Source organism: Pseudomonas fluorescens (assembly GCF_040448305.1).
Lineage (GTDB): Bacteria > Pseudomonadota > Gammaproteobacteria > Pseudomonadales > Pseudomonadaceae > Aquipseudomonas > Aquipseudomonas fluorescens_BH.
The window spans coordinates 3166704-3178819 of the sequence record NZ_CP148752.1; the positions used below are offsets into that span (position 1 = coordinate 3166704).

The 12116-nt window shown below is 56.7% G+C and carries 14 protein-coding genes and 1 pseudogene; 4 read left to right on the forward strand and 11 right to left on the reverse strand.

All coding sequences use genetic code 11. The annotated features are described in order from the left end of the window. Nucleotides 1-134: 134 nt before the first annotated feature. The 5 genes from WHX55_RS14280 to WHX55_RS14300 form a co-directional block, all read right to left on the reverse strand. Complete coding sequence (locus tag WHX55_RS14280; RefSeq protein ID WP_150723937.1) at nucleotides 135-617, reverse strand: hypothetical protein; 483 nt, start codon at nucleotides 615-617, stop codon at nucleotides 135-137. Next, on the reverse strand, nucleotides 614-1435 hold the full coding sequence (locus WHX55_RS14285) for a winged helix-turn-helix domain-containing protein (protein WP_150758081.1): 822 nt from the start codon (nucleotides 1433-1435) through the stop codon (nucleotides 614-616). Before WHX55_RS14285 ends, WHX55_RS14280 begins: the two co-directional genes overlap by 4 nt. A 664-nt stretch (nucleotides 1436-2099) precedes the next feature. Then, nucleotides 2100-2441 (reverse strand): hypothetical protein, encoded by a 342-nt coding sequence (locus tag WHX55_RS14290; protein ID WP_353742945.1) that lies wholly within the window; start codon nucleotides 2439-2441, stop codon nucleotides 2100-2102. 85 nt (nucleotides 2442-2526) lie between these two features. After that, on the reverse strand, nucleotides 2527-2988 hold the full coding sequence (locus WHX55_RS14295) for a hypothetical protein (protein ID WP_150752993.1): 462 nt from the start codon (nucleotides 2986-2988) through the stop codon (nucleotides 2527-2529). Between the two features lie 115 nt (nucleotides 2989-3103). After that, on the reverse strand, nucleotides 3104-3784 hold the full coding sequence (locus WHX55_RS14300; RefSeq protein ID WP_150723934.1) for a DUF3313 domain-containing protein: 681 nt from the start codon (nucleotides 3782-3784) through the stop codon (nucleotides 3104-3106). Nucleotides 3785-4091: 307 nt separating this feature from the next. Here WHX55_RS14300 and WHX55_RS14305 point away from each other — a divergent pair. Both WHX55_RS14305 and WHX55_RS14310 read left to right on the forward strand, forming a co-directional pair. Beyond that, nucleotides 4092-4660: pseudogene (locus tag WHX55_RS14305) on the forward strand (hypothetical protein). 34 nt (nucleotides 4661-4694) lie between these two features. After that, nucleotides 4695-5087: a GFA family protein gene (locus tag WHX55_RS14310; RefSeq protein ID WP_150752794.1), complete on the forward strand. Its 393-nt coding sequence runs from the start codon at nucleotides 4695-4697 to the stop codon at nucleotides 5085-5087. A gap of 11 nt (nucleotides 5088-5098) precedes the next feature. Here the strand turns inward: WHX55_RS14310 and WHX55_RS14315 are convergent, their stop codons facing one another. Both WHX55_RS14315 and WHX55_RS14320 read right to left on the reverse strand, forming a co-directional pair. Next, entirely contained in the window at nucleotides 5099-5521 is a 423-nt protein-coding gene (locus WHX55_RS14315) for an MAPEG family protein (RefSeq protein ID WP_353742946.1), read from the reverse strand. A 78-nt stretch (nucleotides 5522-5599) separates the two neighbouring features. After that, nucleotides 5600-6553 (reverse strand): diiron oxygenase, encoded by a 954-nt coding sequence (locus WHX55_RS14320; protein WP_353742947.1) that lies wholly within the window; start codon nucleotides 6551-6553, stop codon nucleotides 5600-5602. A gap of 187 nt (nucleotides 6554-6740) precedes the next feature. On the opposite strand from WHX55_RS14320, the gene WHX55_RS14325 reads away from it, so the two are divergent. Both WHX55_RS14325 and WHX55_RS14330 read left to right on the forward strand, forming a co-directional pair. Beyond that, complete coding sequence (locus WHX55_RS14325; RefSeq protein WP_353742948.1) at nucleotides 6741-7697, forward strand: AraC family transcriptional regulator; 957 nt, start codon at nucleotides 6741-6743, stop codon at nucleotides 7695-7697. Nucleotides 7698-7909: 212 nt separating this feature from the next. Further along, nucleotides 7910-10033: a TonB-dependent siderophore receptor gene (locus WHX55_RS14330; protein WP_353742949.1), complete on the forward strand. Its 2124-nt coding sequence runs from the start codon at nucleotides 7910-7912 to the stop codon at nucleotides 10031-10033. On the opposite strand, the gene WHX55_RS14335 is transcribed toward WHX55_RS14330, so the two are convergent. The 4 genes from WHX55_RS14335 to WHX55_RS14350 form a co-directional block, all read right to left on the reverse strand. Continuing rightward, nucleotides 10021-10527: a thiol-disulfide oxidoreductase DCC family protein gene (locus tag WHX55_RS14335; RefSeq protein ID WP_353742950.1), complete on the reverse strand. Its 507-nt coding sequence runs from the start codon at nucleotides 10525-10527 to the stop codon at nucleotides 10021-10023. The two genes, WHX55_RS14330 and WHX55_RS14335, sit on opposite strands and share 13 nt — an antisense overlap. 51 nt (nucleotides 10528-10578) lie before the next feature. Then, the gene (locus tag WHX55_RS14340) at nucleotides 10579-10785 is read right to left on the reverse strand and encodes a co-regulatory protein PtrA N-terminal domain-containing protein (protein WP_150758074.1); all 207 of its coding nucleotides are present in this window, start codon (nucleotides 10783-10785) and stop codon (nucleotides 10579-10581) included. 83 nt (nucleotides 10786-10868) lie between these two features. After that, nucleotides 10869-11522, reverse strand: a complete 654-nt coding sequence (locus tag WHX55_RS14345; protein WP_150758073.1) for a hypothetical protein — start codon at nucleotides 11520-11522, stop codon at nucleotides 10869-10871. Nucleotides 11523-11799: 277 nt separating this feature from the next. Continuing rightward, nucleotides 11800-12078, reverse strand: coding sequence for a DUF2790 domain-containing protein (locus WHX55_RS14350; RefSeq protein ID WP_150752800.1), 279 nt, complete (start codon nucleotides 12076-12078; stop codon nucleotides 11800-11802). Nucleotides 12079-12116 lie beyond the last annotated feature (38 nt).

The window sequence follows — 12116 nt, forward strand, 5'->3', positions numbered from 1 at the left end:
ATTCCAAAGATTATCGGCGAGGGATTTTTGACAGGAGAGGCGTTTGATTCAAATCAATAAGTGTTATTTTTGTTTGAAAAACTCTTTGAGATGAACCTGTGCCAAGCGGGTGTTGAGTCAGTTCGGGAGGCCGATTAATGGTTCATGCAGCGCAAACGGCCAAGTTCATGTACATAAAAACACACGGCGTTTTTATCCGATGTTGGAATCAATTCGTAGTTTAGAATGGCGCCTTCCTGCAAAACGTATTGACGTCTGAAGAATAGGTCAGGGGTCTTTTCAATGGCAAAAAGTTCACTGTCCTGGCTGAGCTTGATGTTGCTGACTTTTATTTCGACGTGGGTTTTGCTTTCGCCGATTATGTTCGCTGAAATAGTCGCATTGCGGATTTTTCCATTCAGGCTTTCCAGCGTGGTTCCAGTGAGTCGGCCATGCCCGATAGTGAGGTACTCTTCGGTGTTCAGTTGATCAAGATCTTCCAGCCATTGTCGGGCTTTTGTTTGATAACTGGTGTTTTCCATGTAGTGCGAAGGGGAGTACACAAGGGAGAAAATGCAGACTGCATTGATCAAGGCGATGATCGGCCAGTGAACGGCTTGCGGAATTTCAAACTTCATAGGGTGACTTCCAAACATTGACGGATCATCAAGGCGAGGTCTCTTTCGCTGCTGTTCAATTGTAGATTTGCAGTGCTTAGATCCGGGCGAATGCACGATACGGAATAATTGGCTTTATACAGGTTGATCCAGACCTGGCCCTTCAGGTTTGGCGGTAGTTGTTCAGTTTGTTTGGCCGACAGATCCATCAGCGCTTGAGCCTCGGCAAGATCGCCGCCCACGGCGTGTATGACCAGCCCATTCTTGTCGACGCTGGAAATTTCAATTTTTGGCGCGTCGAAGTCGAATTGAAAAAAGGTAAAGGCAACGACTGCCAGCGTAACCATATAAGCGATCAGTTGGGGTTTTGTAATGCGCGTGGATTTATTGGTTTTACCTGAGGGTGCAAGCAGCCCATCACTATCAGGTGGCGGTAGTTGTCCAGGGATGGGGGCGGGTGGCTGCGCTGTTTCCTCTCCGGGGGCTGGGACATCTGCTTGTGCATCGACGACACATTGTCGGTTGAAGCAATATCCTCGTCGAGGAACAGTCATCAGGATCTCGTGATCCCGACTGTCATTGAGAATATTGCGTAGTGAGAAAACCGTTTGGTTCAAACTGCCGGAGGCAACCACGCGGTCATTCCAGGTGTAGTCGATGATTTCATCGCGGCTTTTAGTGACACCTGGCTCCATGAGCAGCAGGTCCAACAGACGCGACTCAGCTCTCCCTAGCGTGGAATTCTGTACATCTCCATGGGGTGTTGTAATGGAAAGCATGGCGCTGTCCGGGTCGAATACCGCCACGGCGCCATTTTTCAACTTGAAGGTGTAGCTCATAGAAATCTTCCGTTCAGGCGGTACTGGCCTGAGTATAGGGGCCGGATTTGGCTCGGTACATTCTGGTCTGGGAGGTGAACGAAGAGGAGGGCCAGGCGGAAGGTGCACTGTGTGTCGCATTTACAATGCCGGACTGGCTCGTTTCAGAGGCGTGCCGTGCGGCAAACAGCCCGGCCTGTCAGAGGTATCAGTTGAATCAGACAAGGGAAAAGCATTGCTGGATGACCCACGGTTTTTGATTTGGACTCCGTGAATAATGCTTGGAATGGATTTTCTGCGCTATCCGAAAACTGCAAGCTCGGGCAGGTGGGTTTGCGCGCCGCCACGCTTGAATGAACTAACTTCGCTGTTGCGAAAGGCTTCAATTGCAGCCTGAACTATCAGGATACAAATCAATGATTGTGTTTTTGTGCGCCTGGCTTGTTGAAGATTATTTTTGATTCTTATTAGCTTTGAACCAGGGGCGTTAGCGATTTAAATGGATATCGAGGAGCGTTGACACACATCGCGTTCATGGTTTGTTTGTCGCGGCGTAAACGATCCTCACCTCTCGTTCTACGGCTTTGCCCCGAGTCCTTTCATGAAGGGCTCGGGGCTTTTTTTGTTTTGGAGGGGGGCAGGCGATGTCTGGAGGAGAAGAGGGCAGGCAAGTCGCTGTCTGGCGCTACAGGCATTCCTGTGCGGCACGCTCGAAGCTCGATGGCTTGAAGGTCGAGGTCAGCAATTGGCGCTCGTAAAGGTACACATTGCCTCCATCCTGTGCCCTATGGGTTTCCAGCACAGTGTCTACGGCAACTTTGCTCGAAACGACAACCCGGTAGCTGCGTGCGCTCCCTGACACGACAGGGCTCATCTCTTTGTCCTTTAACTTCGGTACGAGGCAGTCGACATACTGCTCGGGCGATTTGTCCGTTAGCAAAGTTAAAGTCGGGTCGTTCGCGGAGGAGACACAGCCGGCCAGAAGCCAGGAGGCGAGCATCACGGCAGGAACACACACGCGGCGCATCGGTGGAACCCTCAAGTTCGATTCGGTTTGGTTCGTTGAGTCATGGCCAGGAAGGTCAATAGACGCTGCAGGTCGTCGCCGCCAATCAAGGCAAGACATCGTAGCCACGTTGTTGCAGGCAACTGCTGTAGACGGAGTTGTTGGCGGTAACGCTTTGTTCGCTCGCACTCAGATTCTGCCGGCGCTCCTGGCGTTGCCTGGAGCCCCCCACGATGGCGCCGGCTGCCGCGGCACTGCGTGCGTTGTTCTGGCGATAGTCTTGCCTGGTATCGTCGTCGATCTGGTCATAGAGGTTTTCATGTTGGCGGCCCCGAACTTCTGCCGCCGCTGCACCTGCGACCGCGGCGGTTGCAGCGCCCTTTACCCGGCCACCGGATGGCACGGTGCTTTGTACCGGATGTTGCGCGTTGGCTTGGGACTGACAGGCACTGGTGTCCTGCTGGATGGTCTGGGAAGTCTGACCTTTTTGGGGAACCACCGTCACCGCCAGGGCGCTGGCGCTCAGCAACATCGTAACGACCGCTAGGGTATGGGCCAGTATTTTCATCATTGAGTCTCACGTCAGGCGTCGGTACGGTTAACGGTTTGTCAGAGGGAAAACACGGCAAGGTATCACATTGAAACCCCATGCAGGTCTGCTTGCGATGGGGTTTGCTTGAGCATCAACGCTTGAGGAGGAGGGCCTGCATATCGTCTGACATGCCTTTGAGTGCAACCTTGAAGTCATTGGCAACAATCGGCTGTTCGGCATTCTTGACGGTCTCGCCGAATACCTTGCGCACGATCTTCGCGACCGGCATACCGGTTTTGGCGTCGATCAGGTTGGCTTCGATGTACATCTCGGCGGTCTGATCCCGATGCCCGGTGGCGGCTTGAGTCGCCCCGACAATGGCCCCGATTGGAACCGCCTCATACCAGTGCATGCCTTCGTTGTTGGCGCTGACGTGAGTGATCGCCGCTTGCAGGATCAGCGACCGCGAATCGGTTGGTGCCAACTGTGGATAAGGGACGATCGTATAGCGGCGGGCAAAGGCGGTCTTGACGCTGTTGCTGGCCATCAATTGCAGGTCTTGCAGGGTCTTCAGGCTGACGCGTGCGGTCGGCTGCGGCGATGGATACAGTTCCATCTGCCTGAACACCACAGTGGAATACGCGCGAGGATCGAACCCTGGCGATACCCAGCGCAATACTTTCTGCTCACTCGGCGTAGTTTGCTCCTCCAGGCCCTGGTAATTGCCCAGGAAGCCCGAGTATTGCTCTTGCTGCGCGACTTTCGAGACACAGCCGACCTGAAATACACAGCTCAAAGCAATACCCGCAATCCATTTATTCGACATGCCCATGTGTTTGGTTCTCAAGTGATGAAAGTTGTCATTCGGGTTCCGACCTGGCCCCGGGCATTGGTCCGGGCGCCTTGTATTCAGGCACTGGTACTTGCCGGTCGGTTACGCAAAGCAGGTGCTTGCACGCCGGTCAATGCGGGCCGAATGCTGCCCGTAGCGGCGGGATAATCCGAATCAATAACTCTCAAAAACTGTTAAACACGCGGTGAGGAAAATTGCACATCGATCACAGTTGCCTACGCTAACCCTTTGCAACGCCGGTTTTGGCGTCTACAGGTGAGTGAGCATGGATTGGAAAGAACGATGGATGGGCACCGCGTCGACACTCGTCGTTGTGTTGGGCTGCATCCCGATGGCCCAGGCCGACGATTCGGCAGAGTTGGCGAAGAAAGCCCTCAACCCGGTCGCCGCGATGTACAGCCTGCCGGTTCAGTACAACTGGGGCCAGAAGATAGGGCCGACCGGGGAGGGCATGCACAGCTTCACCAATATCCAGCCTGTGCTGCCGTTTGCCTTGAACGAAGACTGAAACCTCATTTCCCGGACCATTCTGCCGATCATCGACCAGCACGGCCTGGCCCCAATGGCGCGGCGGACAAATCCGGCACCGGCGATATCACCCAGAGTTTTTTCTTCTCGCCGACCAAGCCCACGGACAGTGGCTGGATACTCGGCGGCGGCCCGGCGTTGTTGATACCGACCGGCAGTGATGAGTTGCTCGGCAGCGAGCAATGGGGCCTCGGCCCGACGGCGGTGGCATTGAAACAGTCCAATGGCTGGACCCGAGGCATTCTGGCCAACCATATCTGGGGCCTGGACGACGGCCCGCAAGGCTGGGGCTTTCGCGCCGCCGTGATGTTCCTGTTTCCACGCTGATACGCCGTTTCGGACGGCTTGGAGGAGATACCGCATGGACCGATTCACCGGTGGTTGTTTGTGCGGCAAGGTGCGCCTTGTCGCATCGGGGCGCCCGTTCCGGGTTGGCGTTTGTCACTGTCTCGACTGCCGCAAGCATCATGGCGCGCTGTTCCACGCGTCCGCGATTTTTCATCAGGATGCCGTGACAATCGAGGGCGAAACCCGTGACTACGCCGGGCGGCACTTCTGTCCGCACTGCGGTTCGTCGGTGTTCTCACGCAGCGCAGACGAAGTCGAGGTGAACCTTGGATCCCTGGATGCCCCAGACCAGCTGACGCCAACCTACGAGAGCTGGACTGTGCGGCGTGAGGCCTGGTTGCCGGCGTTTGCGCTCACCCGACACTACGAGCGCGATCGAGATACCACGGGGCGTTTTGAGGACTAACGGGCACATACTCATATGCCATAACAAGCGGCTATGACAATGAGCGCGAGAAAACACACCAACTGAACGCTGAAGAAAGTAAACCGAACCGCCACGAACGCATTGGTTTGCTCATGGGATACGTGAACCAGAGACTGGCACACGCGAGCGATAAGGACGAGCGCGGACAAGTAGTTCACTGCAGCGCCGTTGACATCAAGGGCTGTAATCACGAACACGATGACACCAAAGACAGGCAGGTTTTCCACACAGTTGGCGTGTGCCCTTGTCCCGCGTCGATACCAATCCTCGCCTTCGAGCCGATCGCTGCGGAAAGAGGCGATCGGAACACTGGAGAACAGGATTCCAACCCAGCGATAAACCCCGACGGTTGCCATCAACAACAGCAAAGTCCAGGTCGCGAACCCAAGCAGCATCCACATCGGTATCGTCATGGCCGCCATCCTCGAAAGATCATTATCAGCACGTCATCCCGCAGCGCGACCGGCGAGCAGTCGGTCGCGCGCTGTCGGTCAATTGCTCATGATGGGCGCCAGTGCGGTCTGAATCCGGGACATCTGTGCGGGCGTTGTCATGTGCGTCAGCAAACGGCCGAAGTGTGGATGCTGCACGCCCGAGATAATGTATTGCCAGCGGTAGGCGCTCAGTAGGCTGGCCTTGATTTGCGCCGTTTCATCGACACTGAACGATCGTGAAGCATTACCAATGAAGTAGTCGGCATCGGCTGCCGATTGTGCCTGCAGGATTGCGTCGACGGCCGCCACCAGCGCAATCAGGTCAGTCACTGCCTGGTCGCGCTCGGCGGGCGAGAGTTTCGCGTGCTCGTCCCGCCACTCCAGTTCATCGAGTACGACGTGCCGGCTTTCATCCTTCCAGTGGAATTTGAAGACATCCTTGAACAACGGGCACAGCTCCTCGCGCGGGGCGATGCTTTGCACGTAGTGCGCCTGAACAAACAGCTCGATATGGCAGGTCAGCGCCAGCACCGACCAGGTGCTGGCCGCGAGTACCGCGCGCGCCACCTCGTTCGGATCGGCAACTTGACGATATCCCGCTGGCAATTTCGAACTCATCATCGTTTCCATGCGCCGGAACAGTTCCTGGTGCTTGATCTCGTCGTTGGAAAAACGCACCAGCGCTTCGAGCGCCAGTTGATCGTCAAATACATGGGCTCGACCCTGATCGAGCATCTTGGCACTGATAAAACGCTCGACCAGGCCAAAGATAAACGCATAGGTTCGGCCCTGGATCTGACTGAGCAGGCGCGCCTCGGCCGCATCGAGAAAGGTCAGGCGGTCGACCTGCGAGAGTCCGTCGGGGAGGAATTTGCGCGAGAAGTCGAAACGGCGGTCCTGGAGCAGATCGCGATCGATCTGCCATTCGGTCTTCTTCGATGATCTGACCATTTGTGCATAACGGGCGGTGTTGCCTGACGCTGAGCGGGGTAGGGTAACGACGCTGTTCATATGGATCTCCTGCTGCCCTGGTTGAGTTGGAATGGGGCAATTCGGTTGACGTCGGAGCCAATGAACCTCTGGGGACAATCCCGATCGTTGAGTCCGCGTTGGTGCTAATCTAGGCGTCGCAGTTCAGGCGGTGAATGACCGGTGCGCCTGAATACCTGCTCCGGACTCCGAAAAGGAGGGCGGTCAAGTGTTGGATGCGCTTTCTGATGTCTTGCGTGTGATTCGGCTGTCTGGAGGGGTCTTCCTCGAGGCGGAACTCACTGCGCCCTGGTGCATCAACGGCAGAATCTCGGCGGATGATTGCAAGCCGTTCCTGGCGGCACCTCGACACATCATTGCGTCGCACTTTGTTGCTGCGGGGCGCATGCAAATTCAAATCGACGGTGGCGCCGCCATCGAGGTAGGGGCTGGCGAACTCGTTTTGCTTCCTCGCAACGACGCTCATTCCTTTGGTAGCGACCTGAGCCTTGCGCCCATGCCGGCCAGAGAAGTCATTGAGCCGCCAGAAGTCGGTGGCATTTCACGGATCAAGTACGGCGGGGGCGGCGAGGCCACACAGTTGTTGTGCGGGTTCCTCGGTTCGGAAACACCCTTCAGTCCGTTGCTTTCGTCGCTGCCTTCCTTATTGAAACTGGACCTGCGGGCGACGGCATCGGGCACCTGGATCGAAAGCTCATTCCGTTTTGCTGTCAGTGAGATCGCGGCGGGACGCGTCGGCTCGACAACGGTCATCGCCAAGCTATCGGAACTGCTGTTCGTCGAAGCCGTCGGCCAGTATGTCGCCAGCCTACCCGCTGAGCGGCGCGGGTGGCTGGCGGGTTTGCGGGATGCGCATATCGGGCGCGCACTGGCGCTACTGCATGCTCGTCCAACCGAGGGCTGGACGGCAGAAGCACTGGCGCTTGAGGTGGGCATGTCACGCTCGGTGTTCGCCGAGCGATTCACGGCATTGGTCGGACAGCCACCGATGCAATACCTGACGCTGTGGCGCATGCACGTGGCGGCTCAACAATTGCGCGAAGGTCGCGGCAATGTGGCGCAAATCGGCTTTGCCGTTGGCTACGACTCCGAAGCCGCGTTCAGTCGCGCATTCAAACGCCAGTTCGGCACATCCCCCGGCATCTGGCGCAGACAATCGGCATGAGAGGGGGGGGAGCTTTAGCCGCCTACCCCGAGCGTCAGGTATTGAACAGTAGCGGCCCTTGGCTTGACGTCCGAACGGAGCGCTTCTGTCGCCCATCAATCAAATTGAGACGATCGTTCTGAGTAACGTCAATGAATTGAATAGGAATGATATGTATTTACTTACAAAAGATAATCGTTATTATTCGCGCAATAATTCATACAAAGGTGTCCATGGTGGCTCGATCGCGCATTTACCCAGCCTCTCTGTCGTTGCTGGGCGTTCTGGTTGTACCTGATCTACAGGCAGAAACGAAGTCTGCTCTAACCCTGCCGGCAACCGCTGTGAACAGTGAGTACAACGAGCAGAGCTACATGTCGACCGAGAGCAGGAGCGCGCTGAAGATCGATGCCCCGCTACGGGATATCCCGCAAACCGTCAACGTGGTTCCCCAGAGCGTCATCAAGGATCAGGGGGCTCAGTCGATGGAAGACGTGCTGAAGAATGTCCCCGGTATCGGCCTGTCCAATGGTGACGGCCAGCGCGACCAAGTCACCATCCGTGGTTTCAGTGCCATCGGCGACATGTACATCGACGGCATTCGCGACGATGCGCTGTACTTCCGGGATCTGTCCAACGTCGAGCGGGTGGAAGTGATCAAGGGGCCGGCCGCAGTGCTCTATGGCCGAGGCTCTTCGGGGGGGCTGATCAACAGCATCAGCAAGACACCCAACTTCGCACCCAAGCAAGAGGTCGGCGTCAGCGTCGACAGCGAGGGCGAAAAACGCACTCAGTTCGATGCCGGTTGGGCCGATCAGCAGCAAGGCGATAAAGCCTTTCGTGTGACCGGTGCGCTGGAGAACAGCGACACTTTCCGGGATGACGGCTATATCGACCGCAAGGCCATCGCGCCTTCGGCCTACTTCAAACTCTCGGATGATCTGGAACTGAACCTGGGCGCCAGCTATCTGTATGACAAGCGCCTGATCGACTTCGGCATCCCGGCACGAGGCGACCGTCCGGTCGATGTGGACCGCGACAAGCGCTTCGGTGCCGCCGACCCGGATGATGACTACACCCGCAGCGAAGTGTTCTCGTTCACGGCGGGTGTCGACTACCGGATCAACGACGACTTCAGCCTGAGCAATACCAGTCGTTACTACCACTACGACCTGGATCGCAACAACACACTCGCTGACTCCAGCCCGACACGTTTCGTCACTGCTCCCAATGGTGAACTGCTGGTGAAACTCAACCGCGGCAACGTGCAGCGCAAGGAAGACGGCTGGTTCAACCAGACCGAACTCAACCAGCGCGCCGTACTCGCCGGGATGAACCATAACCTGCTCTATGGTGTGGAACTGGGGCGCCAGGTGAAGGACCAGTCCGTATTCAGCCAATCCAATGTGGCCAGGGTGCCGGTGTACCGCGATGCCCTGGTCGACGTGCCGTTCCAGGCCAACCGGCAAACCGCCAAGGGTACCAATACCCAGGACACCGCCGGCTTCTATGTACAGGACCTGATCGAACTGGCGCCAAAGTGGAAGGCCCTGGTGGGTGTGCGTTACGACGTGTTCGACCAGGAGTACGCCGACAACCTGACGAACAGCGAACTGTCCCGCACCGATACGACCTGGAGCCCGCGAGTCGGTCTGGTCTACCAGCCTGATCAAGTGCAGTCCTATTACGTCTCGGTGAGCCGTTCCTACCAACCCTCCGCCGAGATGTTCGCCCTGAGTACGACGAACCAGGACCTGGAACCAGAGGAGACCACCAACTTCGAGATCGGCGGCAAGTGGGACCTGCTCGACAATCGCCTGGCGTTGACGGCGGCGCTGTTCCGCCTGGAACGCACCAATATGAAAACCAACGATCCGGCGAACCCGACCAAACTGGTGCTTGCGGGTGAGCAGCGCACCGATGGCCTTGAGCTGACCGCCAGCGGGCAGTTGAGTGACAAATGGCAGGTCTATGCCGGATACGCCTTTCTGGATGCCGAGATCACCAAGTCCAACAGCTTCACCAACGGTGTCGCCAACGAAGGCCAGGTACCCACCTTGACGCCGCGCCACAGCGCCAACCTGTGGTTGGTGCGTTCGCTGACGCAAACCTGGCGTGTGGGCATGGGAGCCAACTATGTCGATGATCGCTATACCGCGCTGGATAACAATGTGGTCATGCCGGCTTACACGACAGTGGACGCCGCGCTGCTGTACAACCTGCCGAAATGGGACATGGCCTTGCGTCTGCGCAATGTCTTCGACAAGGACTACTACGCTTCGGCGCATGGTTCGGTGGATCTGATCACGCCCGGTGCCCCACGGACGCTGGAGCTGAGCACCAACTATCGCTTCTGAGTACAGACCTGAAGAACAGGCGTCCGGCATTGTCGGGCGTTTGTTTGGGGCGCTTTCAAAAAGCGCAGTTCATGATCAGGATCCGGCAACAGGCAGGTGTCGTATTTCCCGAAGAGCCGATAACGATTAAGCGCAATGCGGTCGTATGCCCAATCTCGAAGCTTGCGAGGGAAGATGCGCAACAGGTTCACGGGGCGCCAGCGTGCGGGAAACCGGGCGATGATTTCGAAAAATGCCTCCGAACGCGCCCAGTAGTGCCGGTCGCGGATCACCGCCATGGTGTCGAATTGATCCATGGGCAAACCTGCCCACGCGAGCAGAGCCTGCCCCTCGGGTGACTGAACCGCCGCCAACCGCAGGCGCCGCTGGCGGTCATGGCGAATCAACAACCTCACCCAGACATTGCATAGCTTGCAGACACCGTCGAACAGAACCACCGTCTCGCCTGGTTCGAGCAGGGGCGCGGGTGAGGGGCGGATTTGCGAGGCTGGCATTTGAGGCTCGAGGTCGCACATTTCAGTTAGCCGGGGGGCGCGCTACACAGATCAGCTTTTGGCGCGATCGGTCGCCTTGGCTTTGCTTTGAGCGACAGCGCCTTCAGTCTTCTGTTTCTGTGCAACCTGGTAGGTTTCCATCGAGACTTTCCGGGCCGACTCCATGCGTGCGAAGGTCTTATCACCACCACCGGTGGCCATCGCCAGGGAAGAGGCGGTCAGAGCGGCGACTACGAAGAGGGCTTTCATGGATTTCATTTGGGTATCCTCAAGTGAGATTTAGTTAATAGCTAACAGCAGGACTTATTCGCAAAACTGGAACTTCCTTGTTCCACCTGGCTTCACCATCCAGCCAGGGCGGCGTTTCCTGGTGACCAGGTGCCTTGCTCCTTGCGCTCTTCAGCATCTCTGCTTTTTGCCCAGGCAGTGAGCAGTACCATCGCCCCGAATCCACCGACGATGAGAACCGGATAGGCTGCCAGCAACTCCACCAGCGAGTACTTCCAGGCCAGCGGACGACCAATACCGAGCATGGCGGCATAGAACCACGACACGCCAGAGAGGGCGCCGGAGAACAGCGCCAGCATGCGCAGGCTGAAGGAAAGTTTGAGTAACGAACCGGCTTTTTTCAGCGCCGGCAATACAGCGCTATGCAACAGGAAGCCGTTAAAGGTCAACAGCACAACGATGCCGATCTTGGCTTGCAGTTTTGGATTGAGGAAATACTCCATCCCCTTGCCGGCATAATCGATCCCGATAATACCAATGCCCGTAACCCAGAGAGCTACAAGTGCAAGCGATACGGTTTTTTGAAGGCTTTGCATGTGCGCGTCATCGTGGTGACCTGACGCATCCCCCTTCAGGAGTTGCTTGACCATTGCAATGTCACTGGTCAAGACCAGCCCGATTGCAACGCAGCAGGCGATAAGATGAAAATATACAACGCCCAAACGCACATATTCCACGGTGGACGAAGAAAACATACTAAGTTCCATGGTGACCTCCTGGCCTCAATAGTGAATCAACTTGGCTCTCGGCACGGCTTGATTGGAATTTACCGTTGCTGACTGCCATTTAGATCCAGCAATTGTTATCAGTTAATCTTGCGACATTACGCCACCAAGATAATAGTGAGTTTCGCGAATGAACTTTTATTCATTCGAACATGTCCATTTTCAGGTAACAAAAAACCTCAATCACACTGGGTGCATAGGAGGTTTAACTTCCGCTTCTGGGGGACGGCGAGGCCCGGAACCCGATCGACGAGACGGATCAGGCAATGCTGGTGGGGTCGGCGGGGCTTCCACCCCATTCGAGGAAACGGATCTTGTGAACCTCGCCCTGGCTGTCCAGGTAGACCACAGTCACCGGTACCACGCCGGTCTTGTCGGATGTATCGGTGCGCTGCAGCACCTGTTTCACATCGATGTCCATCCCGTAGTGGTATTCGACGGCTGAGACATGCGCGCCGGGTTCTTGCAGGCTGTTCTGGTCGAAGACACTGGGTGCGAGACTGGAAATCACCGCACTTACAATTGTGGCCATGCTCATAAGGCTGTACCTCTTCTGTAGTTCGCTTGACAAGGACC

What these genes read in the sequence shown, in the direction of transcription:
- WHX55_RS14280 (WP_150723937.1), bottom strand. Translation starts at nt 617, where the DNA reads ATGAAGTTTGAAATTCCGCAAGCCGTTCACTGGCCGATCATCGCCTTG.
- WHX55_RS14285 (WP_150758081.1), bottom strand. Translation starts at nt 1,435, where the DNA reads ATGAGCTACACCTTCAAGTTGAAAAATGGCGCCGTGGCGGTATTCGAC.
- WHX55_RS14290 (WP_353742945.1), bottom strand. Translation starts at nt 2,441, where the DNA reads ATGCGCCGCGTGTGTGTTCCTGCCGTGATGCTCGCCTCCTGGCTTCTG.
- WHX55_RS14295 (WP_150752993.1), bottom strand. Translation starts at nt 2,988, where the DNA reads ATGAAAATACTGGCCCATACCCTAGCGGTCGTTACGATGTTGCTGAGC.
- WHX55_RS14300 (WP_150723934.1), bottom strand. Translation starts at nt 3,784, where the DNA reads ATGGGCATGTCGAATAAATGGATTGCGGGTATTGCTTTGAGCTGTGTA.
- WHX55_RS14310 (WP_150752794.1), top strand. Translation starts at nt 4,695, where the DNA reads ATGGACCGATTCACCGGTGGTTGTTTGTGCGGCAAGGTGCGCCTTGTC.
- WHX55_RS14315 (WP_353742946.1), bottom strand. Translation starts at nt 5,521, where the DNA reads ATGACGATACCGATGTGGATGCTGCTTGGGTTCGCGACCTGGACTTTG.
- WHX55_RS14320 (WP_353742947.1), bottom strand. Translation starts at nt 6,553, where the DNA reads ATGAACAGCGTCGTTACCCTACCCCGCTCAGCGTCAGGCAACACCGCC.
- WHX55_RS14330 (WP_353742949.1), top strand. Translation starts at nt 7,910, where the DNA reads ATGGTGGCTCGATCGCGCATTTACCCAGCCTCTCTGTCGTTGCTGGGC.
- WHX55_RS14335 (WP_353742950.1), bottom strand. Translation starts at nt 10,527, where the DNA reads ATGCCAGCCTCGCAAATCCGCCCCTCACCCGCGCCCCTGCTCGAACCA.
- WHX55_RS14340 (WP_150758074.1), bottom strand. Translation starts at nt 10,785, where the DNA reads ATGAAATCCATGAAAGCCCTCTTCGTAGTCGCCGCTCTGACCGCCTCT.
- WHX55_RS14345 (WP_150758073.1), bottom strand. Translation starts at nt 11,522, where the DNA reads ATGGAACTTAGTATGTTTTCTTCGTCCACCGTGGAATATGTGCGTTTG.
- WHX55_RS14350 (WP_150752800.1), bottom strand. Translation starts at nt 12,078, where the DNA reads ATGAGCATGGCCACAATTGTAAGTGCGGTGATTTCCAGTCTCGCACCC.